The sequence below is a fragment of the Streptomyces himastatinicus ATCC 53653 genome, from assembly GCF_000158915.1.
In the GTDB taxonomy this organism is placed as follows: domain Bacteria; phylum Actinomycetota; class Actinomycetes; order Streptomycetales; family Streptomycetaceae; genus Streptomyces; species Streptomyces himastatinicus.
This window is the reverse complement of record NZ_GG657754.1, coordinates 3,911,220-3,936,515: the sequence shown is the minus strand read 5'-3', so window position 1 is coordinate 3,936,515 and position 25,296 is coordinate 3,911,220. Positions and strand designations below refer to the sequence as shown.

At 72.5% G+C, this 25,296-nt stretch carries 28 protein-coding genes; 18 read left to right on the top strand and 10 right to left on the bottom strand.

Features of this window, described 5'->3' with window-relative positions; genetic code table 11:
• From SSOG_RS16010 to SSOG_RS15990, 5 genes are all read left to right on the top strand, one after another.
• A partial coding sequence (locus SSOG_RS16010; RefSeq protein ID WP_106516402.1) for a peptidoglycan binding domain-containing protein occupies positions 1 to 1,125 on the top strand: 1,125 nt, incomplete at its 5' end.
• A 142-nt stretch (positions 1,126 to 1,267) separates the two neighbouring features.
• Positions 1,268 to 2,227, top strand: coding sequence for an ABC transporter ATP-binding protein (locus tag SSOG_RS16005; protein WP_039937744.1), 960 nt, complete (start codon positions 1,268 to 1,270; stop codon positions 2,225 to 2,227).
• A gap of 2 nt (positions 2,228 to 2,229) precedes the next feature.
• Positions 2,230 to 2,973 (top strand): ABC transporter permease, encoded by a 744-nt coding sequence (locus SSOG_RS50310; protein ID WP_039937743.1) that lies wholly within the window; start codon positions 2,230 to 2,232, stop codon positions 2,971 to 2,973.
• Entirely contained in the window at positions 2,970 to 4,172 is a 1,203-nt protein-coding gene (locus SSOG_RS15995; protein WP_050799882.1) for a sensor histidine kinase, read from the top strand. Before SSOG_RS50310 ends, SSOG_RS15995 begins: the two co-directional genes overlap by 4 nt.
• A 60-nt stretch (positions 4,173 to 4,232) precedes the next feature.
• Complete coding sequence (locus SSOG_RS15990) at positions 4,233 to 4,805, top strand: response regulator transcription factor (protein ID WP_050800317.1); 573 nt, start codon at positions 4,233 to 4,235, stop codon at positions 4,803 to 4,805.
• 30 nt (positions 4,806 to 4,835) lie between these two features.
• Here SSOG_RS15990 and SSOG_RS15985 read toward each other — a convergent pair whose 3' ends face one another.
• Positions 4,836 to 5,672, bottom strand: a complete 837-nt coding sequence (locus SSOG_RS15985) for a transglutaminase-like and tetratricopeptide repeat-containing protein (RefSeq protein WP_039937741.1) — start codon at positions 5,670 to 5,672, stop codon at positions 4,836 to 4,838.
• Positions 5,669 to 6,682: a GNAT family N-acetyltransferase gene (locus SSOG_RS15980; RefSeq protein ID WP_009715271.1), complete on the bottom strand. Its 1,014-nt coding sequence runs from the start codon at positions 6,680 to 6,682 to the stop codon at positions 5,669 to 5,671. The genes SSOG_RS15985 and SSOG_RS15980 overlap by 4 nt, the downstream gene beginning before the upstream one ends.
• A 112-nt stretch (positions 6,683 to 6,794) precedes the next feature.
• Between SSOG_RS15980 and fdxA the strand changes: the two genes are divergently transcribed.
• Both fdxA and dapC read left to right on the top strand, forming a co-directional pair.
• On the top strand, positions 6,795 to 7,121 hold the full coding sequence (gene fdxA, locus SSOG_RS15975) for a ferredoxin (RefSeq protein WP_014054705.1): 327 nt from the start codon (positions 6,795 to 6,797) through the stop codon (positions 7,119 to 7,121).
• 124 nt (positions 7,122 to 7,245) lie between these two features.
• Positions 7,246 to 8,343 (top strand): succinyldiaminopimelate transaminase, encoded by a 1,098-nt coding sequence (gene dapC / locus SSOG_RS15970; protein WP_009715269.1) that lies wholly within the window; start codon positions 7,246 to 7,248, stop codon positions 8,341 to 8,343.
• Positions 8,344 to 8,442: 99 nt separating this feature from the next.
• Here the strand turns inward: dapC and SSOG_RS15965 are convergent, their stop codons facing one another.
• Both SSOG_RS15965 and SSOG_RS15955 read right to left on the bottom strand, forming a co-directional pair.
• Positions 8,443 to 8,658: a hypothetical protein gene (locus SSOG_RS15965; RefSeq protein ID WP_009715268.1), complete on the bottom strand. Its 216-nt coding sequence runs from the start codon at positions 8,656 to 8,658 to the stop codon at positions 8,443 to 8,445.
• A gap of 627 nt (positions 8,659 to 9,285) precedes the next feature.
• Positions 9,286 to 10,203, bottom strand: a complete 918-nt coding sequence (locus SSOG_RS15955) for a VldE C-terminal domain-containing protein (RefSeq protein WP_009715267.1) — start codon at positions 10,201 to 10,203, stop codon at positions 9,286 to 9,288.
• A 139-nt stretch (positions 10,204 to 10,342) separates the two neighbouring features.
• Here SSOG_RS15955 and dapE point away from each other — a divergent pair, with 139 nt between their 5' ends.
• Together dapE and SSOG_RS15945 are read left to right on the top strand one after the other, a co-directional pair.
• Positions 10,343 to 11,413, top strand: coding sequence for a succinyl-diaminopimelate desuccinylase (dapE, locus tag SSOG_RS15950; protein WP_009715266.1), 1,071 nt, complete (start codon positions 10,343 to 10,345; stop codon positions 11,411 to 11,413).
• Positions 11,414 to 11,546: 133 nt separating this feature from the next.
• Entirely contained in the window at positions 11,547 to 12,293 is a 747-nt protein-coding gene (locus SSOG_RS15945) for an LOG family protein (protein WP_039937728.1), read from the top strand.
• Between the two features lie 30 nt (positions 12,294 to 12,323).
• On the opposite strand, the gene folP is transcribed toward SSOG_RS15945, so the two are convergent.
• Positions 12,324 to 13,184, bottom strand: coding sequence for a dihydropteroate synthase (gene folP, locus SSOG_RS15940; protein ID WP_009715264.1), 861 nt, complete (start codon positions 13,182 to 13,184; stop codon positions 12,324 to 12,326).
• Between the two features lie 130 nt (positions 13,185 to 13,314).
• On the opposite strand from folP, the gene SSOG_RS15935 reads away from it, so the two are divergent.
• Together SSOG_RS15935 and SSOG_RS15930 are read left to right on the top strand one after the other, a co-directional pair.
• Positions 13,315 to 13,704 carry a DivIVA domain-containing protein gene (locus tag SSOG_RS15935; RefSeq protein ID WP_234365414.1) on the top strand — a complete coding sequence of 130 codons (390 nt, stop codon included), beginning with the start codon at positions 13,315 to 13,317 and terminating at the stop codon, positions 13,702 to 13,704.
• Positions 13,701 to 14,297 (top strand): DNA-3-methyladenine glycosylase I, encoded by a 597-nt coding sequence (locus tag SSOG_RS15930; protein ID WP_009715262.1) that lies wholly within the window; start codon positions 13,701 to 13,703, stop codon positions 14,295 to 14,297. The genes SSOG_RS15935 and SSOG_RS15930 overlap by 4 nt, the downstream gene beginning before the upstream one ends.
• A 28-nt stretch (positions 14,298 to 14,325) precedes the next feature.
• Here the strand turns inward: SSOG_RS15930 and chcB are convergent, their stop codons facing one another.
• The gene (chcB, locus tag SSOG_RS15925) at positions 14,326 to 15,144 is read right to left on the bottom strand and encodes a 2-cyclohexenylcarbonyl CoA isomerase (RefSeq protein WP_009715261.1); all 819 of its coding nucleotides are present in this window, start codon (positions 15,142 to 15,144) and stop codon (positions 14,326 to 14,328) included.
• A gap of 225 nt (positions 15,145 to 15,369) precedes the next feature.
• On the opposite strand from chcB, the gene SSOG_RS48480 reads away from it, so the two are divergent.
• On the top strand, positions 15,370 to 15,537 hold the full coding sequence (locus tag SSOG_RS48480) for a DUF3117 domain-containing protein (RefSeq protein ID WP_003966491.1): 168 nt from the start codon (positions 15,370 to 15,372) through the stop codon (positions 15,535 to 15,537).
• Between the two features lie 130 nt (positions 15,538 to 15,667).
• On the opposite strand, the gene SSOG_RS15920 is transcribed toward SSOG_RS48480, so the two are convergent.
• Positions 15,668 to 16,336, bottom strand: coding sequence for an O-methyltransferase (locus SSOG_RS15920; protein WP_039937723.1), 669 nt, complete (start codon positions 16,334 to 16,336; stop codon positions 15,668 to 15,670).
• Positions 16,337 to 16,467: 131 nt separating this feature from the next.
• Between SSOG_RS15920 and sigE the strand changes: the two genes are divergently transcribed.
• From sigE to SSOG_RS15895, 5 genes are all read left to right on the top strand, one after another.
• Complete coding sequence (gene sigE / locus SSOG_RS15915) at positions 16,468 to 17,271, top strand: RNA polymerase sigma factor SigE (protein ID WP_078510326.1); 804 nt, start codon at positions 16,468 to 16,470, stop codon at positions 17,269 to 17,271.
• On the top strand, positions 17,268 to 18,170 hold the full coding sequence (locus tag SSOG_RS15910; protein ID WP_009715257.1) for a zf-HC2 domain-containing protein: 903 nt from the start codon (positions 17,268 to 17,270) through the stop codon (positions 18,168 to 18,170). Before sigE ends, SSOG_RS15910 begins: the two co-directional genes overlap by 4 nt.
• A 221-nt stretch (positions 18,171 to 18,391) precedes the next feature.
• Positions 18,392 to 20,128 (top strand): S1C family serine protease, encoded by a 1,737-nt coding sequence (locus tag SSOG_RS15905; RefSeq protein WP_039937721.1) that lies wholly within the window; start codon positions 18,392 to 18,394, stop codon positions 20,126 to 20,128.
• A 144-nt stretch (positions 20,129 to 20,272) separates the two neighbouring features.
• Positions 20,273 to 20,743, top strand: coding sequence for a sec-independent translocase (locus SSOG_RS15900; protein ID WP_039937720.1), 471 nt, complete (start codon positions 20,273 to 20,275; stop codon positions 20,741 to 20,743).
• 118 nt (positions 20,744 to 20,861) lie between these two features.
• Positions 20,862 to 21,521: a hypothetical protein gene (locus SSOG_RS15895; RefSeq protein ID WP_039937718.1), complete on the top strand. Its 660-nt coding sequence runs from the start codon at positions 20,862 to 20,864 to the stop codon at positions 21,519 to 21,521.
• A 52-nt stretch (positions 21,522 to 21,573) separates the two neighbouring features.
• Here SSOG_RS15895 and SSOG_RS15890 read toward each other — a convergent pair whose 3' ends face one another.
• Genes SSOG_RS15890 through SSOG_RS15880 form a run of 3 tightly spaced genes read right to left on the bottom strand, consistent with a single transcriptional unit; the run spans position 21,574 to position 24,559 of the window.
• Positions 21,574 to 22,728 carry an Mrp/NBP35 family ATP-binding protein gene (locus tag SSOG_RS15890; protein WP_050799881.1) on the bottom strand — a complete coding sequence of 385 codons (1,155 nt, stop codon included), beginning with the start codon at positions 22,726 to 22,728 and terminating at the stop codon, positions 21,574 to 21,576.
• Positions 22,729 to 22,770: 42 nt separating this feature from the next.
• On the bottom strand, positions 22,771 to 23,286 hold the full coding sequence (locus tag SSOG_RS15885; protein WP_009715252.1) for a DUF1003 domain-containing protein: 516 nt from the start codon (positions 23,284 to 23,286) through the stop codon (positions 22,771 to 22,773).
• Positions 23,276 to 24,559: a magnesium transporter MgtE N-terminal domain-containing protein gene (locus tag SSOG_RS15880; RefSeq protein ID WP_039937715.1), complete on the bottom strand. Its 1,284-nt coding sequence runs from the start codon at positions 24,557 to 24,559 to the stop codon at positions 23,276 to 23,278. The genes SSOG_RS15885 and SSOG_RS15880 overlap by 11 nt, the downstream gene beginning before the upstream one ends.
• 220 nt (positions 24,560 to 24,779) lie before the next feature.
• On the opposite strand from SSOG_RS15880, the gene SSOG_RS53595 reads away from it, so the two are divergent.
• A partial coding sequence (locus tag SSOG_RS53595; RefSeq protein WP_245606603.1) for a hypothetical protein occupies positions 24,780 to 25,296 on the top strand: 517 nt, incomplete at its 3' end.

Sequence of the window (25,296 nt, the reverse complement as noted above, 5' to 3'; positions counted from 1 at the left end):
TCCCCCAGCGGGGCGGACCAGGCATCCAGCGACACTCTGGTCAGCGGGGTGCCCGTGGTCCCGCCGGCCGACGCCGCCTCCGGTCCGCCCGCCGGGCCGCCCACCGGGGACAGCGCCCCGCCGAGCAGCCCGGCGCCCAAGGCGCCCGCGGCGGGCAAGGCGGGCAAGCCGAAGAAGAAGGGCCGCTCCAAGCTCGTCATGCTGGGCGCCCTGGTGGTGGTCGCGGCCGGTGTCGCGTACACCGCGGGCCTGGTGATGAACCACGCGGACGTGCCCAACGGCACCACCGTCCTCGGCGTCGACATCGGCGGCTCCTCCAAGCAGGTGGCCATCGACAAGCTGGACACCGCGCTCGGCGGCCGCACCGGTGCCCCGCTGAAGGTGACCGTCGACGGCGACCAGAAGGAGATCAAGCCGTCGGTCGCGGGCCTGACCCTGGACACCGAGGCCACCGTGCGGAACGTCGCGGGCCGCGACTACAACCCGATGACGGTCATCGGCTCGCTCTTCGGCGGTACCCACGAGGCCGAGCCCACGGTGACGGTCGACGAGGAGAAGCTCCGGGACGCCCTCGGGCGGCTCGCGGGCAACTCGGGCACGGCGCGCGAGGGCACGATCACGTTCAAGCCGGGCAAGGTCGTCCCCGTCTACGGGCGGGAGGGCCGGGGCCTGGACATCGACAAGGCGGTCACGGCCGTCTCCGACGCGTACCGCGAGCGGGCGGAGACCGGCAAGGACAAGCCGGTCGACCTGCCGGTCGTCGCCAAGCGGCCGACGATCAGCAAGTCCGAGGTGAACGCGAAGATGAAGTCCTTCGCGCAGCCCGCGATGTCCGGTCTGGTGACGATCAAGACCGATGACGCACATGCCATCCAGTTCGGCCCGGACCGCTCGCTGCCGCAGATCCTCTCCATGAAGCCGATCAACGGCAAGCTCCAGCCGCACTTCGACCTCGCCGCGATCAAGAGGCTCTACGGCCAGACCTTCGACGGGGTGCTGATCGAGCGCGCCGATGGCTCCAAGAAGCCGGTCACCCCGCAGGAAGTGGCCATCGCCATGCAGACCGCGCTGCGGGGCAAGACCCCCGCCGACCGGACGGCGGTCATCGAGACCTCGCCCAACTAGGTCTCGTTCGCAAGGTTCTGACGGCCCCCGCCCGGCATCGCCGGGCGGGGGCCGTCACCTTTCCCCCCATGACATCTGTCATCTCCAGGTCACGACCACTGACACTGCCGCCGGACGGCCCCGCTCGGCGAAGCTTGGGGCCATGACAGCGACCACCGCACCCTCCGCCACCGGCGAGCGGGCCGACACCGCGGCCTCCCCGCCGGTGGTCGGCTTCACCGGCGTCAGCAAGAGCTACGGCACCGTGCGCGCCGTGGACGGCCTCGACCTCCACCTCCACCCGGGCGAGACCGTCGCCCTGCTGGGACCCAACGGCGCGGGCAAGTCCTCCACCCTCGATCTGCTGCTCGGACTGCGCACCCCCGACAGCGGCCGCGTCGAGGTCTTCGGCACCACCCCGCGGCAGGCCATCGCCCGCGGCCGGGTCGGCGCGATGCTGCAGAGCGGCTGCCTCATGCAGGAAGTCACCGTCCGCGAGCTGGTGCGGCTCGCCTGCGATCTGCACCCCCACGGCTACCCGGTCGACGAGGTCCTGGAGCGGGCGGACCTCACCGAGATCGCCGGCCGCAAGGTGAACAAGCTCTCCGGCGGCCAGGAGCAGCGGCTGCGCTTCGCCTTCGCCACCGCGGGCGCCTCCGACCTGATCGTGCTGGACGAGCCGACGACCGGGATGGACGTCTCGTCCCGGCAGTCCTTCTGGGGCTCGATGCGGGAACAGGCCCGGCAGGGCCGCACCATCCTGTTCGCCACCCACTACCTCGAAGAGGCCGACGAGATCGCCGACCGGGTGATCGTGCTGCACCGCGGCCGGGTGCTGGCGGACGGCTCGTCCGCCGAGATCAAGGCGATGGCCGGGGTCCGGCGGATCTCCTTCACCCTGGACGGGCCGCCCGACGAGGCGGCGCTGCGCGCCCTCCCCGCCCTGACCGGCCTCGACGTAGCGGGGCGTACGGTACGGATGCGGTCCACCGACGCGGACGCGACCGTGCACGCGATGTACGGACTCGGGCTCTACCCGCGCGGCCTGGAGGTCGCCGGGCTCGGCTTGGAGCAGGCGTTCCTCGCCATCACCGACGCCGCCACGACGCCCGAGGAGGCGTGACGATGACGACCCTGGCCAAGCTGGAGATCGTCCGCGCACTGCGCAACAAGAGGTTCATGTTCTTCACGGTCATCTACCCGTCGTTGCTCTTCCTGATGATCGCGGGCGCCTCGAAGAAGACGGACATCGCCCCCGGCACCCCTCTGTCGATGCCGCTCTACTACATGGTCGCGATGGCCTCCTTCGGCGCGCTGACCGCCGCCCTGATGGGCAACAGCGAGCAGATCGCCAAGGAGCGCGAGGGCGGCTGGGTGCGGCAGCTGCGGCTCACCTCGCTGCCCGGACGCGGCTATGTGACGGCCAAGATCGCCTCGGCCGCGGTCTCCACCCTGCCCTCCATCGTGATCGTCTTCATCGTGGCCGCCACCGCCAAGGGCGTGCGGCTGGACGCCGCCTGGCAGTGGCTCGCGCTGACCGGCGCCATCTGGGCGGGCTCGCTCGTCTTCGCCGCCCTGGGCGTGGCCATCGGCTATCTGGCCACCGGCGACGCGGTGCGGCCCCTGACGATGATCATCTACTTCGGTCTGTCGATCCTCGGCGGCCTGTGGATGCCGATGGCCTCCTACCCGCAGTGGCTGCGGGACATCGGCGCCTGGCTGCCCACCCACGCCTACGCCGCGCTCGGCCAGGCCATCGAGGTGGGCAACGCCCCGCACGCGAGGGACGTGGCCCTGCTCGCCGGCTATCTGGTCCTCTTCGCGGGCGCGGCGGCCTGGCTGTACCGCAAGGACACCCGCACGACATGAACCGGCCGAACTGGTGGCGCGACGCGGCGGCCGACGACGAGGACACGAACGCTCCGGCCATCGGCCGGAGCCCCGAGAACCGCCGGCAGGCCCTGATCAAGCTGATGTGGATCGGGATCTGGATGGCCTACCTGGGCGCGCCGGTGAGCGACCTCGCGGAGGGCCACCACACCGTCCCCGCCACGGTGTTCGGCGCGCTCGGCCTGCTGGTCTTCGTCACCGTCTATCTGCTGCTGGTGTTCCGGTACACCGGCCGGAACCTGGACCGGACCGCCATCACCCGGGCGCTGGGGGCGATCTGCGCGCTCGCCGCCGTCCTCACGGTCACCCTGGGCGACGCCTGGCTGGTGCTCGCCGTCTATGTCTCCGTCGCCTTCGGCGCGGTCCTGCAGCCGCGGCTCGCCCGGTGGGCGATCCCGCTGAACACCGTCGCCATGGTGGGCGTCGGCCTGCTGGTCCGCAGCTCGCACGACCTCATGTCCGCCCTGGTCGTCCCCTCCCTGCTCGGCGGCTTCGCGATGAGCGCGGTGGGGCAGATGGTCCGTACGACCCGGGCGCTGCGCGAGGCCCGCGCCACCGTCGCCCAGCTCGCCGCCAACGAGGAGCGGCTGCGGCTCGCCCGCGATCTGCACGACCTGCTGGGCCACTCGCTCTCGCTGATCACGCTCAAGAGCGAACTGGCCGGGCGGATGCTGCCCGGCAAGCCCGAACAGGCGGCGCAGCAGGTCGCCGACATCGAACGGGTCAGCCGGCAGGCCCTGGTGGACGTGCGGGAGGCGGTGAGCGGCTTCCGCCGCCCCACCCTGGAGGCCGAGCTGGCGGGCGCCCGTACCGCGCTCGCCGCCGCGGGCATCACCGCCGACCTGCACCGGGCGGGCGTCCACCACCCGGACCTCCCGCCCGACCAGGAGGGCGCGCTGGCCTGGGCGCTGCGCGAGGCGGTCACCAACGTGGTCCGGCACAGCGGGGCGCGCCGCTGCACCGTGACCCTCACCGAAATGGGCGACGACCTGTGCCTGACCGTCACCGACGACGGACGCGGCACGACCGGCCCGCACGGCAACGGGCTGACCGGCCTGGCCGAGCGGCTCCAGCTGGCCGACGGCCGCCTGGAGACCGGCCCGGGCGGCCACGGCGGCTTCACCCTCCGCGCCCTGGCCCCGCTCTCCCGTAGCGCGCACCTGCCTGTCGAGCCCTGACCGGCCGCCGCCGGATACGCTGCCCGGGTGATCCGGGTATTGCTGGCCGAGGACCAGTCGATGGTGCGGGAGGCGCTGGCCGCGCTGCTCGGGCTGGAGGACGAGATCGAGGTCGTCGCCCAGGTGGCGCGCGGCGACGAGGTCGTGGACGCGGCCCGGGCCCATCGGCCCGATGTCGCGCTGCTGGACATCGAGATGCCGGGCCTGAGCGGCATCGAGGCCGCCGCCGCGCTGCACGCGGCGGAGCCCGGGGTGCGGATCGTGATCCTGACGACCTTCGGCCGCCCCGGCTATCTGCGCCGGGCCATGGAGTCCGGCGCGGACGCCTTCCTGGTCAAGGACGCCCCCGCCGCCCAGCTCGCCGACGCGATACGGCGGGTGCTGCGCGGCGAGCGGGTCATCGACCCGACCCTGGCCGCGGCCGCCCTGGTGGACGGGGCCAGCCCGCTGACCGCACGGGAGCGCGAGGTGCTGGGCGCCTCCGCGGACGGCTCGACCAACGCCGAGCTGGCCCGGGCGCTGGGCCTGTCGCAGGGCACGGTCCGCAACTACCTCTCCACGGCCATCCAGAAGACCGCCGCCCGCAACCGGGCCGATGCGGTCCGCATCGCCCGCGACAAGGGCTGGCTGTAGAGGGTCTCATCAGGGGCCTCATCAGGGGCCTCAGTTGAGCCGCGCCCGGGCCGCGTGCGCCTGGCGCCGCACCGCCTCCGCCGCTTCCGGCTCCATCACGCCCACCACCTCCGCGTACTCCTCCAGCTCCCGCGCCCCGGTGAGGAAGTCACCGCGCTCGACCAGCAGCTGTGCGCGCTCGTAGCGCAGCCGCGCGGGATGGCTGGGCAGCAGCAGCGCCAGCTCGACCGCCCACAGCTGGACATTGGTGCGCTCGGGGCGGGCCGCGGCCCACGCGCGGACGTTGTTGAGGATCCGCAGCATGATGTCCAGCGGATCGGCCGGGCCCAGCACCGACGGCTCCGGCGGTGCGCCGGTGACCCCCGACACCAGCAGCGCCGCGTCCTCGCCGGACAGCCTCCGGCCGCCGTCGAACGGGTCGGCCAGCACATGGTCCCCGTACGGATCGCCGAAGCCGACCACGAAGTGGCCCGGCAGTGCGACCCCGTACACCGGCGCGCCCGCCCGCCGCCCGACCTCCATCCACACCAGCGACAGCAGGATCGGCAGCCCGCTGCGGCGCCGCAGCACCTGGTGCAGCAGCGAGGAGTCCAGCCGCCGGTAGTCGGCCGCGGACCCCCGGAAGCCGTACCGCTCGCCGAGCACCCGGGCGAGGGCGTCGGCCCAGGCGGCGGGCCCGCCGGGGGCGAACGGGACCTCACCGGCCAGCCGGTCGAGTTCGATCTGCGCCTCGTCGATCCCGGCCTCGTCCAGCCCGTCGTCGGCCACCATGCCCATCAGCAGGCACAGCAGGGCCAGGTCGGGGCGCTCCTCGCGGGCGGCGTCGGCGAATCTGCGGCGTGGTGACGTCTCGTCCATGTCGTTCATGCGCTGTCGGTGCTGGGCGCGCGCCAGTGGTGGTAGCTGTGGTGGAGGGTGAACCCCATGCCGTCGTAGAGGGCGTGGGCACCGCCGTTGTCCGTCTCGACCTGGAGGTACGCGGCCGAGGCGCCCTCCTCCAGCGCCCGGCGGGCCAGCGCGGTCATCACGGCCCGGGCCAGCCCCTGCCGCCGTTGCTCCGGCGCGGTCTCCACCGCCGCGAACCCGGCCCAGCGGCCGTCCACCACACAGCGCCCGATCGCGGCCGGGCTTTCTCCCGCCTCCCCGCGTATCGTCGCGAACCACACCGACGGGCCGCCGGTCAGCACCGACAGCGCCTCGGGGGTGGGCCGGGAGGAGCGCTGGTAGCGGGCCAGCCAGTCGTCGTCGATCTGCCGGGAGAGCGTCACCGCCGAGATGTCGGCGTCCTGGTCGGCGATCGGGGCCAGGGCCGCGATGCGCACCTGCGCGGAGACCTCCCGGGTCCAGCCGCGCGTCTCCAGCTCGGCGGCCAGCACCTCCTGGGTGCCCTCGGCGCCCGTGCTGACCTGGATGTACGCGGGCAGCCCGCGTTCGGCGTACCAGCCGGTCACCCGGCGCAGCGCCTCGTCGAGACCGCAGCCGGGGTCGCCGAGCGGCAGGACGGAGTTGGCGCGCCGGGTGAACCCGCCGGACGCGCGCAGCTCCCACTCGCCCAGCGGCTCGCGCTCGGTGGGCGGCCAGCCGCGCGCGGCGACCCGGTCCAGCTCGCGCGCGTTCGCCGCCGGGCCGCGTCGGCGGGCCGGAGCGGCGGGCACCACCTTGCCCGCGACCAGCGCCGACTCCTCGATCCGGACGGACTCGCCACTGCGGCGGGTGATGTGCAGCACACCACCCGTCCACGATGTGAGAACCCCGACCACGTCCGTGAACCTCTCAGGGCCGCTCAGGTCACCCGTAAGCAGTCTCACCGATACTCGTTTGTGCACGTCATCGGGGGTGATTCGGACTTCGAGTCGTCCGCCGGTGGTGAAATCCACTGCTCTGCCAACCCCTCATGTGCGTCTGGTGCCCAGGAACGGAGATACTAGGTGCGGGCATCGACGACGCCGCGCTCCCGCGCGATACAGCCCTAAGAGGAGGAACGACAGCGTGACCTACGTCATCGCGCAGCCTTGTGTCGACCTGAAGGACAAGGCGTGCATCGAGGAGTGCCCCGTCGACTGTATCTACGAGGGCCAGCGGTCCTTGTACATCCACCCGGACGAATGCGTCGACTGCGGGGCTTGTGAGCCGGTCTGCCCGGTCGAGGCGATCTTCTACGAGGACGACACTCCGGAAGAGTGGAAGGACTACTACAAGGCGAACGTCGAGTTCTTCGACGAGCTCGGTTCGCCCGGCGGTGCGAGCAAGCTCGGTCTGATCGAGCGCGACCACCCGTTCATCGCCGCGCTTCCGCCGCAGGAGCACGACGAGTGACCCTGCCCGGGAAGTAGACCCGGCGCGGCCTTCGGTCCCGTATGGCATGTGGCCTACGGGACCGGGCTGTTTCCCGGGCCGTTGAACCCGGGCCTTTGAAAAGAGAAAGAAAGCGAGCCACCCCGTGCCACCCGTCTCCGCCCGCCTCCCGGTCTTCCCCTGGGACCGGCTCGAACCGTACAAGGCGACCGCCGCCGCCCATCCGGACGGCATCGTCGACCTCTCGGTGGGCACCCCCGTCGATCCGGTCCCCGAGCTGATCCGCACCGCGCTGGCCGGTGCCGCGGACAGCCCTGGCTATCCGACCGTCTGGGGCACCCCCGCGCTGCGGGACGCGCTGACCGGCTGGGTCGAGCGGCGGCTGGGCGCGGAGGGCGTCACCCACACCCAGGTGCTGCCGGTGGTCGGCTCGAAGGAGCTGGTGGCCTCGCTGCCCGCGCAGCTGGGTCTGGGACCCGGCGACAAGGTCGCCTTCCCGCGGCTGGCCTACCCGACGTACGAGGTGGGCGCGCGGCTCGCGGGCGCCGAGCCGGTGCCGTACGACGACGTTGCCGACCTGGACCCGGCGGGGCTGAAGCTGCTGTGGCTGAACTCGCCGTCCAACCCCACCGGCCGGGTGCTGTCCGAGGACGAGCTGCGGGCCGCGGTCGCGTGGGCGCGGGCGCACGGGGTGCTGCTGGTCAGCGACGAGTGCTACCTGGAGCTGGGCTGGGAGGCGGACCCGATGTCCGTCCTGCACCCGGAGATCTCCGGCGGGAGCTTCGACGGGCTGGTCGCGGTCCACTCGCTGTCCAAGCGGTCCAACCTGGCGGGCTACCGCGCGGCGTTCCTCGCCGGTGACGAGAGCGTGCTCGGCGAACTGCTGAAGATCCGCAAGCACGGCGGGCTGATCGTGCCCGCGCCGGTGCAGGCCGCGACGGTCGCCGCGCTCGGCGACGACAAGCACGTCGCGGAGCAGCGCGAGCGCTACGAGGCGCGGCGGGCGGCGCTGCGCGGCGCGCTGGAGGGGTACGGCTTCCGCGTCGAGCACAGCGAGGCGTCGCTGTACCTGTGGGCGACCCGCGACGAACCGTGCTGGGACACCGTGGGCGCGCTGGCCGAGCTGGGCATCCTGGTGGCGCCCGGCGAGTTCTACGGCGCGGCGGGCGGGTCGTACGTCCGCGTCGCGTTCACCGCGACGGACGAGCGCGTGGCGGCGGCGGTCCGCCGCCTGACCGCCTGACCGTCCGACCGCCTGACCGTCCGACCGCCTGACGAGACGAACGCAGGGCGCCCCCTGTCCCGGCTGCTGCGGCGGCCGGGACAGGGGGCGCCTGGTCTTTCAGCCCAGCAGCGGCAGCCCCTTCATCGAGGGCAGGCCCTTGACCGGGAGCTCGTCGGCCTGCTGCGGGGCACTCGGCGCGGCCTGCGGCGCCGCCGGGGCGGGCGCCGGAGCGGGCGCCGGGGCCGCGGCGGGGGCGGGGAGCGGAGCCGGGGCGGGGCGGACCGGGGCGCCCTTGGCGTGGACGCCCTTGCCCTTGGCCAGGCCCTTGCTCATGCCCGCCGCCTTGCCCTTGCCCTTGGCGTGCAGGGCGCCCTTGCCCTTGGACGTGGGCGCCGCCCTTGCCCTTCCCCTTGCTCACGCCCTCCTTGGCGGTGTGGGTCGCGCCCTTGCTCCTGGCCGGGGCGTCCTTGGCCGGGGCGGCCTTCTCCGCGGTGGCGGACTTGGCCGGAGCGGTCTGCGCCGGGGCGGCCTTGCCGGGGAGAATCTCCTTGACGGTCCGCCCGGCCTGCTGCGAGGCGACGTCGGCCAGCTCACCGACGGAGGAGGGGTCCAGCGCGCTCAGCCCGCCCAGCTTGGGAGTGTGCGGCAGGGCCGGATCCGCCGCACTCGCGGCGCCGGCGGCACTGACCACGGGGGTCGCGCTCGCTGCGACCAGCAGGGCGGCCCGAGCGATCCGACGCGTGAGAGGGAGGGACATGATTCTCCTTTGACGGGGGGACATTTGGCGTGAAGTGTCCAGCGATCGGACGCAGTGAATATCGCGTGAGCCGCGCGAAGGTTGCGGTAGATGAAGGTAAAGAATTGATAATGCGTCGCATTATCCGTTTACGCGCAAAACGTGCGTCCACAGTGACAGTCCAACGCCCCGTCAACGGCGCTGAGCTGCGGCGATCTCTCCCGTTATCGGGTGAGGCCGAGGCGTATATCCGACCCGGAACTCTTGTCGGACGTGCGCCAGCCGTCCCCTGAATTCCGTGCGCTCCATACGTGCTTGCCGTAAGAGACCCGTTCGATGCGCAACTCGTCCGAGTGAGCCACCGCCCAATAGGCCAGCTCCCAGCCGCGCTCCGTCCGGCCGCCGCGCGCCGAGGCGTCCGCCACCGGGACGAGCACCTCCCGGGAGGACCCGGCGCGCTTGCCGCCGCCCTGCCCCGCCGCGCTCAGCCGCGACCGGGCGTCCGCCCCGAACTCCTCCTCCAGCGCCGCCCGGACGCGCCCCGGATCGCCCGTCTTCCCGTCGTCCGGCGGCCCCGGACAGGTGAAGGCGGCCGCCGAACGCCCGGTGAGGGTGGCGGTCAGCACCACGGCCTCCGTCTCGTGCTTGGCGTACGCCTGCGGGAAGCCGCTGTACTGCACCCGCTGCGCCGCCACCGTGAGCGGCAGCCGCGAATAGCCGGGCACCTTGACCAGGTGGTCGTAGAACTTCCCGGCCGCGTACACCGGATCCTGGATCTGCCGTGCCGTGCCCCAGCCCTGCGACGGGCGCTGCTGGAACAGGCCGAGCGAATCCCGGTCGCCATGGGTGATGTTGCGCAGCCCCGACTCCTGGAGCGCGGTCGCGAGCGCGATGGTGACGGCCCGTTCGGGAAGTCCGCGGGCGGCGGCCACGGCCTCGATCGTCGCGGCGTTCACGGCCTGTTCGGGGTCGAGCAGCACATCGCCGCCCTCCGCCCGCGCGACACAGCGCGGCGGCCCGCTGCCACCGCTCAGCACGTGTATCGCTACGTACGCGACGAGCCCCAGCAGTACGGCACACGCGACCGCGGCTCGGAGCAGGCGGGGACGGCGGGAGAACACGGACCGGGGCACGCCGACCACGTTACTGGGTGGCTCCGACACCGGTGCCGACAAGGGGCCGCGGGTGGGGAAGGCCACGCCTGGGCGGTCCTGAAGGCGGGCCGCTGGGGCGGACGGGCTGGGGCCGGGCCTCCGGGGCGGACGGGCTAGGGTCGCGGGTATGGCACACCCAGCACTCGACCTGTCCCTGGACGCGGCCCGGCTCACCGCCCGGCTCGTCGACTTCCCCTCGGTCAGCGGCGACGAGAAGGCGCTCGCCGACGCCGTCGAGCAGGCGCTGCGCGCCCTGCCGCACCTGACCGTCGACCGGGACGGGGACGCCGTCGTCGCCCGTACGAACCTGGGGCGTGCCGAACGGGTCGTGCTGGCCGGACACCTCGACACCGTGCCGATCGCCGACAACGTGCCCTCCCGGCTGGACGAGGACGGCACGCTGTGGGGCTGCGGCACCTCCGACATGAAGTCCGGCGTCGCCGTGCAGCTGCGCATCGCCGCGACCGTGCCCGAGCCCAACCGCGACCTCACCTTCGTCTTCTACGACCACGAGGAGGTCGCCGCCGAGCTGAACGGCCTGAAGCGGCTCTCCGAGAACCACCCCGAGTGGCTGGCCGCCGACTTCGCCGTACTGCTGGAGGGCACCGAGGGCAAGGTCGAGGGCGGCTGCCAGGGCACGCTCCGGGTGCGGGTGACCACGAGCGGGCACCGCTCCCACTCCGCGCGCGGCTGGCTCGGCGAGAACGCCATCCACAAGGCCGCCCCGATCCTGGACCGGCTGGCCGCGTACGAGCCGCGGCACGTGGACATCGACGGGCTCACCTACCGCGAGGGGCTGAACGCGGTGGGGATCGAGGGCGGCATCGCGGGCAACGTCATCCCCGACGCCTGCGCCGTGACCGTGAACTACCGCTTCGCGCCGGACCTTTCGGAGGCCGAGGCGCTGGCCCACGTCCGCGAGGTCTTCGACGGCTTCGAGGTGACCGCCACCGACTCCGCGCCCGGCGCCCTGCCCGGGCTGTCCCACCCGTCGGCCGCCGCCTTCGTGGCGGCGATCGGTGAGGGCGCGGCCCCCAAGTTCGGCTGGACCGATGTGGCCCGTTTCTCGGCCCTCGGCGTGCCCGCCGTCAATTACGGACCCGGCGACCCCAAGCTGGCCCACACCCGCGAGGAGCACGTGGACACGGCCCTGATCCTGGCGGCCGAGGAGCGGCTGCGGGTCTGGCTGACCAGCTGAGCCGAACCACGGCATCCGCTTCTTCGCAGATCAGAGAACAGATGAGCGTGGCGCGGATTTCGGCTTTTCGCCGCCCGGTGGGCCTACGCTGAACCACAGATCTTTGGCAGATCTTGGCGAAGGGAGCACAGTGATGGGCAACGCCGAGGAAGAGCGAGCGCTGCACGAGCAGCGTCTGGGCCCGGTCGTGCGCCGTCGCCACCAGATGCGGCCCGGCACGACCGACCAGCGGCTGCTGGACACGCAGGGGGCCACCCACTGGGTGCACGAGGACCCGTTCCGAGTGATGCGCATCCAGTCGGAGTTCGTCGAGGGCTTCGGCACCCTGGCCGAACTGGGCAAGGCGGTCAGCGTGTTCGGCTCCGCCCGTACGCCCGAGGGGTCACCCGAGTACGAGGCCGGGGTGAAGATCGGGCGGGCCCTGGCCGAGGCCGGGTTCGGGGTGATCACCGGGGGCGGCCCCGGCGCGATGGAGGCGGCCAACCGCGGCGCGAGCGAGGCGGGCGGGGTCTCCGTCGGCCTCGGCATCGAGCTGCCGTACGAGCAGGGGCTGAACCCGTACGTCGACATCGGCGTGAACTTCCGCTACTTCTTCGTGCGGAAGACGATGTTCGTGAAGTACGCGCAGGGGTTCGTGGTGCTGCCCGGCGGGCTCGGCACCCTCGACGAGTGCTTCGAGGCGCTGACCCTGGTGCAGACGAAGAAGGTGACCCGGTTCCCGATCGTCCTCTTCGGCAGCTCCTACTGGGGCGGTCTGGTCGACTGGCTGGAGAACACGCTGATCGCCCAGGGCAAGGCGTCCCAGCAGGACCTGGAGCTGTTCCACCTCACCGACGACATCGACGAGGTGGTCGACCTGGTGACCAAGGAGTCCGGCTGACCGCCCCCGGGGCGTGAGCGGACCGGTGTCTCAGGCCAGTCCCCGGCGGGCGACCGCCGGGGGCCGGTGGCCCGCGATGGACGACACCATGTCCAGCACCTGACGGGTCTCGGCCACCTCGTGCACCCGGTAGACCTGGGCGCCCAGCCAGGCGGAGACCGCGGTCGTGGCGAGCGTGCCGATCACCCGCTCCTTGACCGGGCGGTCCAGCGTCTCGCCCACGAAGTCCTTGTTGGACAGCGAGACCAGGACCGGCCAGCCGGTCTCCCGCAGCTCACCGAGCCGGCGGGTGGCCTCCAGCGAGTGGCGGGTGTTCTTCCCGAAGTCATGGCCCGGGTCGATCATGATCCCGTCGCGCCGGACGCCCAGCGCGGCCGCGCGCTCCGCGAGCCCCACGGTGACCCGCAGGATGTCCGCCACCACGTCGTCGTAGCCGATCCGGTGCGGCCGGGTGCGCGGTTCGGCCCCGCCCGCGTGCGTACAGACCAGCCCGGCGCCGAACCGGGCGGCGACCTCGGCGAGCTTGGGGTCGACCCCGCCCCAGGCGTCGTTGAGCACGTCAGCGCCCGCCGCGCAGACCGCCTCGCCGACCTCGTGCCGCCAGGTGTCCACGCTGATCACCACGTCCGGATGGCGCCGCCGCACCTCGGCCACGAAGCCGACCGTGCGCCGCGCCTCCTCGGCGGCGCTCACCTCGTCCCCGGGACCGGCCTTCACCCCGCCGATGTCGATGATCGCCGCGCCGTCCGCGACGGCCTGCTCGACGCGGGTGAGCGCGGGCTCGTCGCGGAAGGTCGCACCCTGGTCGTAGAACGAGTCCGGGGTCCGGTTGACGATCGCCATGATCACTCGCTCGTTCTCGTCGAACTCGCGTCGGCCAAGCCGCAGCATGCGTACTTCCTCTCAGGTGTCCGGCAGCGACGATAACTGTCAGTGGGGCATGGCACGATCGGGTCAGACAGTTGACGGGGCCGACGCCCCTCGTGGCGTCATGGCCGGGCCGTCCTAACCGAGGAGAACGATCACCGTGTTCCTGTTCTTGCTGATCACGCTGGTCGTCGTGGTCGGCGCAGTCACCCTCGCCGTCGTCGGCGGCGGCGACGGGGGCCAGTTGTCCGAGGCGCCGCCCGACCGGCTGGACGACCCGCTGCCCGCCGACCGGCCGCTGGACCGGGAGGACGTGGAGGCGCTGCGGCTGCCGATGACGCTGCGCGGCTACCGGATGGCGGACGTGGACGATGTGCTGGGCCGGCTCGGCGCCGAGCTGGCCGAGCGGGACGCCCGGATCGCCGAGCTGGAGGAGGCCCTGGCGGGCGCGCGGACCCCGGGCTTCGGGGACGGCGAGCCGGCCGAGGGCCCGGGGGATTACCCGCCGGATCATCCGGCTGATTTCGAGGGGAGCGGATCGTGAGCGGTCAGGGGACGGTCGTCGGAGCGGACGGCCTGGCGCGCTGCCCGTGGGGGCTGGAGACCGAGTCCATGGCGGACTACCGGGAGTACCACGACACGGAGTGGGCCCGTCAGGTCCGTGGTGATGACGCGCTGTACGAGCGGATCTGTCTGGAGGCGTTCCAGTCCGGGCTGTCCTGGATCACGATCCTGCGCCGCCGGGAGGGGTTCCGGGCCGCCTTCGCCGACTTCCGGATCAAGGCGGTCGCGGAGTTCACCGAGGCCGACGAGCAGCGGCTGCTCGCCGACCCCGGCATCATCCGCAACCGGGCCAAGATCTCGGCCACGATCGGGAACGCCCGGGCGGCGGCGGAGATGGCCGAGGGCGAGCTGGACGAGCTGATCTGGTCCCATGCCCCCGACGCCGCCACCCGCCCGGTCCCGCGCACCTTCGCCGACGTCCCGGCGATCACCCCGGAGTCCACGGCGCTCAGCAAAGCGCTGAAGAAGCGCGGCTTCCGCTTCGTCGGCCCCACCACGGCCTACGCGCTGATGCAGGCCTGCGGCCTGGTCAACGACCACCTGGCCGACTGCCACGTCCGCGATCGCGTCTGACCGCCGGGACCCGGCGCTCCGCCGCGGGTCAGCGGCCGGTGAACCGCGGCTGCCGCTTCTGGACGAAGGCGTCCACCGCGGTGCGGTGGTCCTGCGAGGCGCCCGCCCGGCGCTGTAGCTCGTCCTCCTTGGTCAGGGAGTCGGTGAGGCCGTGGCAGGACGCGTAGCCGAGCGACTCCTTGATCGCCGCGTAGGCGGCGGTCGGGCCCTCGGCCAGCCGCCGGGCGACCGCCGCCGCCTCGGCGGCGAGGTCCGCGGCGGGCACGACCCGGTTGACCATGCCCAGCTCCAGCGCCTCCGCCGAACTGACGTTGCGCGGGAAGAGCAGCAGGTCGGCGGCGCGCCCGTGGCCGATCAGCCGCTGGAGGGTCCAGGAGACGCCGGAGTCGGCGGTGAGCGCGACGCCCGCGAACGAGGTGTTGAACGAGGCGGTGTCGGCCACGATCCGGTAGTCGGCGGCGAAGGCGAAACCCGCCCCGGCCCCGGCCGCGACTCCGTTCACCGCGGCGACCACCGGCTTCGGCATCCCCGCGATCGCGGTCACGATCGGGTTGTAGTGCAGCGAGACGGTGCTCATCGTCGAGCCCTCGCCCTGGTCCCCGTGGGCGTGCGCCTCGCGGTCGGCGGCCAGCAGCCCGATGTGCTCCTTGAGGTCCTGCCCGACGCAGAACGCGCGCCCGGTGCCGATGAGCAGGACGGCCCGGACCGCCGGATCCTCCGCGGCCTGGAGCAGCGCGTCACGCAGTGCCACCTTGGTGTCGATGTTGAGCGCGTTCATGGCGTCGGGACGGTTCAGAGTGATCGTCGCGAGGCCGTCGGCCAAGTCGTAGAGCACGGTGTCGGTCATAAGCGGCCCTCCCGTGGGCAGGTGTTCGGACGCGGCGGGCGTACGTTATCGCGATCGCCTCCCCGAATTGAGTGGTTTTGGGGGAGCGCCGTGCACGGGGGTTGCCGACCGATGTTGGTCATCGGGTCGTGGCATGCGGGATAATGAATGAGAAGCAACGTGTTCGATGCCGGTGACGCCTGGGTTGTCGGCTGCGATGAGCTGGTTTCAGGAAGGGGAACGAGCATGGCGGCCATGAAGCCGCGGACGGGCGACGGCCCGCTCGAGGTGACCAAGGAGGGGCGGGGCATCGTCATGCGCGTTCCGCTCGAAGGCGGCGGTCGGCTCGTCGTCGAGCTGACACCCGACGAGGCCGACGCGCTCGGCGATGCACTGAAGAAGGTTGTCGGCTGAGCCACCGGCCTCCCCATCACCCGAGCCCCGCCCCGGCGTCCGGTACGAGGTAACCGGACGCCGGGGCGGCGCTGTGTCCAGGGGCATGGGCGGGGCCTCGGGCCGCCGCCGTGAGGTTCCGGTTCCGGTCTCAGCCGCCGCGGTTGACCGCGCACAGCAGGCCGTCACCGACCGGGAGCAGCGAGGACTGGAGCACGGTGGACTCGCGTACGGTGCGCAGCAGCTCGCGCAGCCGCAGCACCTCGGCGGGCTGCGCGGCGGAGTCCACGGTCCGCCCGTTGGCGAAGACCCCCTCGAAGCAGACGAGGCCGCCCGGCCGCAGCAGCCGCAGCGCCTCTTCCAGGTAGTCCAGGCACTCCAGCCGGTCACCGTCGCAGAACACCAGGTCGTAACCGCCGTCGGCGAGCCGGGGCAGGACGTCCAGGGCGCGGCCGGGGATGAAGCGGGCCCGGTTGCCGGCGAATCCGGCGGACCGGAAGGCTTGCCGGGCGAACTGCTGCATCTCGGGTTCGGTGTCGACGGTGGTCAGCACGCCGTCGGGGCGCATGCCGTGCAGCAGATGGATGCCGGAGACGCCGGTCCCGGTGCCGATCTCGGCGACGGCCTTGGCGTCAGCGGCGGCGGCGAGCAGGCGCAGCGCCGCGCCGGTGCCCGCGGACACCGAGCGCAGCCCTGCCTCCCGGGCCCGGTCACGGGCCCAGTGAAGGGCTTCGTCCTCGGCGACGAACGCGTCGGCGAACGCCCAGCTCGTCTGCCGGTTGCCGGTAATGACCCTCTCCTGTCCCCGTAGTTGGCGCAACGGTGACTGTATCCGCTGCGCACGGGAACCCGCAGATGGGACCAGGCGTTGAGGAGAGAAGGGGGGACCGTATGGATCACGGCCAAATGCAGGTCAAAAATACTTATCCGGAGCTAACGGGCGAGGTGGATATGGTAGGGGCTCTACTGGACACCACCAGAGCCGACAGGGGAGGTGCGGCTACGGCCGGTGACCGGAGAGTGCTGAGGCGCTTTCGCAGGTCAGCGGGCGAGCCGAGATCCGTGACCGACACCGCTGACCGTTCCCGTTCCGCCGACTCCACCACCGCGACCTTTGCCACCACCGCGTCGTTCGGTGCGGAGGGGGATTCCCCGGCGTGGACACCTCCCACCTGGGAGGAGATCGTCAGCACGCACAGCGCACGGGTCTATCGCCTCGCCTACCGACTCACCGGTAACCAGCATGACGCCGAGGACCTCACCCAGGAGGTGTTCGTCCGCGTCTTCCGCTCGCTGTCGACGTACACCCCGGGTACCTTCGAGGGCTGGCTGCACCGCATCACCACCAATCTCTTCCTCGACATGGTCCGCCGTCGTCAGCGCATCCGCTTCGACGCCCTCGCCGAGGACGCGGCCGAGCGGCTCCCCAGCCGCGAGCCCTCCCCCCAGCAGCACTTCAACGACACCCACTTCGACGCCGATGTGCAGCAGGCGCTCGACACCCTCGCGCCGGAGTTCCGCGCGGCCGTCGTGCTCTGTGACATCGAGGGGCTGTCGTACGAGGAGATCGCCGCGACGCTCGGCGTCAAGCTGGGCACCGTGCGCAGCCGGATCCACCGTGGCCGCTCCCATCTGCGCAAGGCGCTCCAGCACCGTGCTCCGTCGGGCGCCCGCGCCGAGCAGCAGCGCGAGGTCGCCGCGGTGGCGCCGCGGGTCTCCGGACCGCGGCTGAGTGGGGAGGTCGGGATCGCGTGACCCGATCAGGCGGTCCGTCCCCCGCCGAGCAGCATCTCGGCGACCGCCTTGCGGCTCTGGTCGACGGTGAACTCGGGCATGACGCGCGTGAGCGCGTCCTCGCACACCTGGCGACGTGCTGTAAGTGCAAGGCGGAGGCCGACGCGCAGCGGCGGCTGAAGAGCGTATTCGCCGAGACGGCGCCCCCGGCGCCGTCCGAGGGCTTCCTGGCCCGCCTCCAGGGCCTCCCCGCCATCGGTGGTGACGACGGCCCGGGAAGCGGTTCCCCCTTGGCGGAGCCGGGCGTCCTCGGCCTGCGCGGCGCGCGGGACGTACGGAGCGACACACCGGACGTACGGGCGTCGGAGCGCAGACGGGAGCAGACGTTCGCGTATCTGCCCGCGGTGGCACCGGTGGACCCGGTCGCCGCGGTCTCCGCACAGCGGCAGCGCGGCTTCCGGATCCATGAGGTCGAGCGCCCCGCGCCGCGCCGCCGCTTCGCCTTCGCGGCCGCCGGCGCGGTGTCCCTGGCCGCCTTCGCGCTAGGCGCCGCCCTGCAAAAGGAGGCGGCGATAGACCCCGGCCCCCGGACGGACGGTTCGGACACCGCGGTCACCCCGGTCGACGCCGACGCCGTCGGCACGGGCACCCGCGAGCGCACCGGCCGCGACGTGGGCCTGCTGGCCACCACCGAGACGCGCCCGGCCGGGCTCCCGTCCCCGAGCGCGACCCCGAGCCATCCGGTGCTGAGCCCTTCCGGTGCCGCGGTGAACCCGCTGATACAGCCGGTCCTGTCGGTCACGGACCTGCTGCGGGCCCCGACCTCCACCCCGGCGGCGCCCGCGCCGACCCAGATGGAGGGCCCGACCCAGCCCGCGTCGAGCACCCCCTATCTGGGCTTCAGCACGCCCCCGCCCTAGGGACCCCCGAGATCGTGGGATTCTGCGCAATATCGCTCACACGTCCGGTCGTTCCCCTCGTTCCGCGCACGCGGGCCCGGGTGGACTGATTGAATCGCTTTCGGGCAGCCCTGCCCTGTCGGGGGCACCCCTGACGGTGGCCGCGGGCGAGCCGAAGAGGTGCGGCGACGTATGACCCGGGCGGCGCGATGGGCGCCCGCTTGCGGGAACTTGGGGAGATCATGGACGAGCGGAAGGCCCCCGGGCCCAAGCCGAAGTGGTGGAGCCGTCCGGTCGCAGGACCCGGCGACCGGCAGTCGGACGACGCGGCGGAGACCGGCGCGGAGCCATCGGCGGAGGCGTCAGCGGAGGCGTCAGCGGAGGCGGCGGCCGAGCGGGCGGTGCCGTCCGGGCCGGAGCCCGAGCGGCCGGCCGGTGCCGACGACGGCCGCGAGGCGGCGGACGGGCCCCGTGCGGGCGCCGGGCGCCCGCTCCACGAGCCCGATCCGTACAGCACCCCGCCCTACGGCGGCCCCGGGCCCTGGGCCCCGGCCCCGCCCGTACAGCACCCGGCCACGACCCCGGCGCACGGCACCCACCTGCCGCCCGGCGCCGTCCCGCAGCCCGCCCCGCAGCCAGGGAATCCGCAGCCCGGGACTCCACAGCTCGGTAATCCGGAGCCCGGGATGCCTCAGCCCGGGATGATGACCCCGGCGCACGGCACCCAGCTGCCTCCCGGCGGCCATGGCGCGCCGCCGCCCGCTTCGCACTCCGAGATGCTGCCCCCCGCCGAGGGCGCCCCGGTCCCGGCCCAGTGGCAGGCCTACGACCCCTGGACCGTGGCCCCGCCGCCCGCCGAGCGCAAGGTGGTCTCCCGTCGCCGCGCGTTCGTCGCCGTCCTGCTCATCGCGCTGATCGCGGGGTGCCTGGGCGGCGGGATCGGCGCGTACGTCGAGCGTGACCGGGCCTCGGGGGGCGTCGACGTGAAGCTTCCGCAGGCCCCTCTGGAGAAGGGCACCCGCGCCCCGGGCAGCGTCGCGGGCATCGCCTCCAGCACGCTGCCGGGTGTGGTGACCATCCATGTCAGCGGCAGTTCCGAGGAGGGCACCGGCACCGGGTTCGTCCTCGACAAGCAGGGCCACATCCTCACCAACAACCATGTCGTGGCGCCCGCCGGCTCCGAGGGCGACATATCGGTGACGTTCAACGGCGGCCAGACCGCCCGCGCCAAGCTGGTCGGCAGGGACGCCGGGTACGACCTGGCGGTCATCCGGGTCGAGGGCGTCTCCGGGCTGAGCCCGCTGCCGCTGGGCAACTCCGACTCCGTCCAGGTCGGCGACCCGGTGGTGGCGATCGGCGCCCCGTTCGACCTGGCGGGCACGGTCACCTCCGGGATCATCAGCGCCAAGGAGCGCCCGATCACCGCGGGCGGCGAGAAGGAGGACGGCAGCGACATCTCGTATGTCGACGCGCTCCAGACCGACGCCCCGATCAACCCGGGAAACTCCGGCGGCCCGCTGGTCGACGGCAAGGCGCGGGTCATCGGGATCAACAGCGCCATCCGGGCCGCCGACGACGGTGCCGAGCTGGGCGGTCAGGGCGGCTCCATCGGTCTGGGCTTCGCGATCCCGATCAACCAGGGCAAGCGGGTCGCCGAGGAGCTGATCAACACCGGCAAGGCCACCCACCCCGTGATCGGCGTCACGCTCAACATGGAGTACACGGGCGACGGTGCCCGGGTGAACAGCAAGGCCGCCGCCGGGGCGCCCGTCACCCCGGACGGGCCGGGCGACAAGGCGGGGATCGAGGCCGGTGACGTGATCACCGAGGTGGACGGCGTCCGGGTGCACAGCGGCCAGGAGCTGATCGTCAAGATCCGCAGCCACCGCCCCGGCGACCGGCTCCGGCTGACCCTCAAGCGGGACGGCGACGAGCGCACCGTGGAGCTGACGCTGGGCTCGGCGAGCAGCGACGGCTAGGGGGCCGGAGCGGGCTGTGGGACGGCCGGAGGGCGCTCCCCGGCGCCCGATGTTGGCCCGGGCGTCTCCCGCGGCGCCCCCGCCGACAGGTACGGTGTTGAGTGGCCCACTCAGGGTTTTGGGACGTCTTCTAGGAGCTGCAAGGTGTTGGACATAGGACCTCTCGAGCTCATCGCGCTCGTTGTCCTTGCGGTGCTCATCTTCGGCCCGGACAAGCTTCCGAAGGTCATCCGGGACGTGTCGCAGTTCATCCGCAAGATCCGGGAGTTCTCCGACAGCGCCAAGGAGGACATCCGCTCCGAGCTGGGGCCCGAGTTCAAGGACTTCGAGTTCGAGGACCTGAACCCCAAGACGTTCGTGCGCAAGCACGTGCTGGACTCCGATGAGCTGGGCCTGAAGGAGATCCAGAACGGGTTCGACCTCCGCAAGGAGATGGCCGAGGTCGCCGACTCCGTGAACGGCCGGGAGAGTGACGTCGCACACGGCTCTTCAGGGGGCTCCGGCACCACCCCGCCGTCCCTGTCCAAGGGCGATTCCGGCACCCCTGACCTGCTGCGCAAGCGTGATGACCAGCCTCGTGAGGACCGTCCGCCTTTCGACTCCGACGCCACTTGATCCCCCCGTATGCCCGGGCTGGTTGACCCGTATGGCTATCCTCCCTTTGTCCGGGGTGAGGTCGCCCGAAGGGGGGCGGGCCGCCCACGACGAAGGGCAACGAGGAGGCTCCGCGCACATGGGCACGACGAGTCGGCTAGGGGTGCATGGGGTGGACGGTACGGCGCAGGGGATGCCCGCCGAGGCTCGGCGGAGCGTCGACGGCTATCTGATGGCCGCCTTCCCCTGGTACGGCCTTGACGAGGCGTTCACCGGGCCGCGCTGGCTCATGCAGGTGGGTACGGCCGCCGACGGCCGGGTGGAGTACGGCTCGACCGGGCATGGCGAGGAGCCGTCGCTGCGCGTCGAGACCGATATGGACCAGCAGCGCTTCACGGCGGTGGTGACCGTCGGTGGCCGCCCCGTGCGGGACAGCGCGGACGGCACGGGCAAGCTGGAGGCCACCTCGGTCTCCTCGGCCGCCTGGCTGGCCGGCTCGGGCCTGCTGTCATGCACCTGGCCGACCCGCATGGAGCGGGGACTGCGCCAGGACTGGCTGGACCAGCAGACCGCGATCGCCTGGGAGCTGGCGGACGCCCTGGACGGCGAGGAGTGGTCCCCGCTGTCGCTGCCGGTGGACGGCGTGCCGACCGATTTCCACTACCGCGAGTCGGAGTACGGCTGGGTGCTGGCCGGGTCGGCGGGCGAGAGTGTGCACATCGGGGCGTACGGGCGCGGGATGAGCGCCTACGGCCTGGGCTTCTCGGTGATCAAGGACATCGCCGGCTACGACGCGTAGATCGCGTGGATACGGCAGGGGCGGCCCCGCGGGGCCGCCCCTGTCATACGCTTCAGAACTTGTTGCGCGGCGTGACGCCCAGCGACATGCCCGCCAGGCCCCGCTGCCGTCCGCCGATCTTGCCCGCGATCGACCGCAGGGCGCTGCCCGCGGGGGAGTCGGGGTCGGAGAGCACGACCGGCTTGCCGTCGTCGCCGCCCTCGCGCAGCCGTACGTCGATCGGGATGGAGCCCAGCACCGGCACCGTCGTCCCGGTGGTCCGGGACAGCCCCTCGGCGACGGTCTGCCCGCCGCCGGTGCCGAAGACGTCGACCATCTCGTCGCAGTGCGGGCAGGGCAGCCCGGACATGTTCTCCACCACGCCGACGATCTTCTGATGGGTCTGGACGGCGATCGAGCCCGCCCGCTCGGCCACCTCGGCGGCGGCCTGCTGCGGCGTCGTCACCACCAGGATCTCGGCGCCCGGCACCAGCTGGGCGACGGAGATCGCGATGTCGCCGGTGCCCGGCGGCAGGTCCAGCAGCAGGACGTCGAGGTCGCCCCAGTAGACGTCGGCCAGGAACTGCTGGAGGGCGCGGTGCAGCATCGGCCCGCGCCACACCACCGGGGCGTTGCCCGGGGTGAACATCCCGATCGAGATCACCTTCACGCCGTTCGCCGACGGCGGCATGATCATGTCCTCGACCTGGGTCGGCCGCCCGTCGGCGCCCAGCATGCGCGGCACCGAGTGGCCGTAGATGTCGGCGTCCACGACGCCGACCTTGAGCCCGTCGTCGGCCATCGCGGCGGCCAGGTTGACCGTCACCGACGACTTGCCGACGCCGCCCTTGCCGGACGCGACCGCGTACACCCGGGTCAGCGAGCCGGGCTTGGCGAACGGCACCTCGCGCTCGGCCTGTCCGCCGCGCAGTGAGGTCGCCAGCTCGCGCCGCTGCTCGTCGCTCATCACGTCCAGCTCGACCGTGACGCCCGTCACTCCGCCGACCTGGCCGACCGCGTCCCGCACCCGACTGGTGATCGTCTCGCGCATCGGACAGCCGGCGACCGTGAGGTAGACCTCGACCGCGACCGTGCCGTCCGACGCGATCTCGACGGATTTGACCATGCCGAGGTCGGTGATCGGCTTGTGGATCTCCGGGTCGTTGACCGTGGCGAGCGCGGCGCGCACTGCGTCTTCGCTCGGTGCCGGGACAGTGTCGGTAGCCATAAAGAGATGGTACGGCGCCGGGGGTACGCGCCGGTAAGCCCGTCAGCGGTCGCGTTCCTCACGTGACGGGGCGCGCGACGGCGCGGGCCGCCCCTCGTCCAGTTCCCGGACCAGTCCCTCGAACTCGGAGCGGATCCAGTCCCGGGTCGCGACCTCGCCGAGCCCGGCGCGCAGCGACGCGATCTCCCGGGTCAGGAACTCGGTGTCGGCGATGGACCGCTCGTCCCGCGCCCGGTCCTGTTCGAGGTTGACGCGGTCGCGGTCGGCCTGCCGGTACTGGGCGAGCAGGATCAGCGGTGCCGAGTACGACGCCTGGAGCGACAGCATCAGCGTCAGGAAGATGAACGGGAACGGGTCGAACCGCAGCGGGCGCGGGGCCAGGGTGTTCCAGGCCAGCCAGGTGACGACGAAGACCGTCATCCAGGCGATGAAGCGGCCGGTGCCCAGGAAGCGGGCGATCAGCTCCGACGTCCTGCCGAACGCCTCCGGGTCCCAGCGCGGCAGCGGACTGCGGCGGGGCTCCTTGGGCCGGTCGAGACGGCCGCCGTCACCGTCCACCGCCCACCTCCGGGACGTTGACGCCGCCGTACAGCTCGCGCTCCCGCCAGTCGGGCGGCAGCAGATGGTCCAGGACGTCGTCCACGGTCACCGCGCCCAGCAGCGCCCCGCCCTCGTCCACGACCGGCGCCGCCAGCAGGTTGTACGTCGCCAGATGCCCGGCGACCACGGGCAGCGGGGTGTCCGGGCGCAGCGGCCGCAGATCGGTGTCCACGACCGCGCCGACGAGGGTGAACGGCGGGTCGCGCAGCAGCCGTTGGAAGTGGATGGTGCCCAGATAGCGCCCGGTGGGCGTCTCGTCGGGCGGGCGGCACACATACACCTGGGCGGCGAGCGCCGGGGTGAGGTCCTGGTTGCGCACCCGCGCGAGGGCGTCCGCGACCGTGGCGTCCGGGCGCAGCACGATCGGCTCGGTCGTCATCAGCCCGCCCGCCGAGCCCTCCTCGTACGACATCAGCCGCCGCATGTCGGCCGCTTCCCTGGGCCGCATCAGGGCCAGCAGCCGCTCCTTGTCCCGTTCGGGCAGCTCGGACAGCAGATCGGCCGCGTCGTCCGGGTCCATGGCCTCCAGGACGTCGGCCGCGCGCTCCTCCTTGAGCTTGCCGAGGATCTCCACCTGGTCGTCGTCGGGCAGCTCCTCCAGGACGTCCGCGAGCCGCTCGTCGTCCAGCGCCGCCGCGACCTCGCCGCGCCGCTTGGCGGAGAGGTGGTGCAGAACGTTGGCGAGGTCGGCGGGGCGCAGCTGCTCGAAGGTGGCCAGCAGGTTCTCCGCGCCCTGTCCGTGCTCCTCCAGCGAGAATCCGGTGACGGCCGACCAGTCCACGGTCAGCGTCTCGCCGCGGCGCCGCAGCGCACCGCTCTTGCCGCGGCGTACGAAGACCTTGTCGATCTCCCATTCGCGGCGGGCGGGCAGCTGGGCCATCCCCACGTCCAGGACCGTGACCTGTTCGCCGGTCTCCACCACCCGCACCGTGCGGTCCAGCAGTTCGCCGAGGACCAGCGTCTCGGTGGGGCGCTGCTCGAAGCGCCGCATGTTGACCACGCCGGTGGTGATGACCTGGCCCGACTCCATGCCGGTCACCCGCGTCATGGGCAGGAAGATGCGGCGGCGGGTGACCACTTCGACGACCAGCCCGAGCACCCGCGGCGGCCGCCCGGCCAGCCGCAGCATCGCCACCAGGTCGCGGACCCGCCCGACCTGGTCGCCGTTCGGGTCGAAGACGGCGACACCGGCCAGATGCGAGACGTAGATCCGTGAGGCGCCTGCCGGCATGTCATGCGCCTCCTTCCCGCTACGTAGTGGCCCGCTACGCATTGGTGCGTATTCGCCGAGTTCAGGCTAGCCTGCCCCGTTCTGCCCCGCCGCCGGACGAGCGGCCCCCGGGACCCCGCGCACACTTCCGTACGGCACCGGTACGCTGCCGTACTGCACCGGACCGGCATCAGGAGGCAGAGCGGACGTGCGCATCCGGAACACGGCTCTCGTCGCGGTGATGTGCGCGGGATTGACCGCGTCGCTCACCGCGTGCGGCGGCGAAGGGGAGAAGGCGGACCCCGACGCGGGAACGAACGGCGTGGGCAAGCTCCCCGCCAGCAAGATCGAGAGCAAGGCCCGGACGGCGGCCGGGGGCGCGGACGCGGTCCATCTGTCCGGCAGCCTCGTGTCCAAGGGCCGTACCTACAAGGTCGACATGAAGCTGAAGGGCAAGGGCGGCACCGGCGTCGTCTCCACCAAGGGCTCCCGCTACGAACTGCTGCGGGTGGGCGAGGAGCTGTACCTCAAGGCGGACGCGGGCTTCTGGGCGCACCAGGGCGCCAGCGGCGGCCACAGCGGTGACGCGGCGGCCGCGGACAAGCTCGAGGACAAGTACGTCAAGGTGCCGTCCGGGGACCCCTCCTACAAGCGGCTCAGCGGCTTCACGGACAAGAGCGTCATGCTGGACGGGCTGCTCGGCCTGCACGGCACCATCACCGCGGGCGACCGGGGCGAGGTCAGTGGCGTCCGTACGA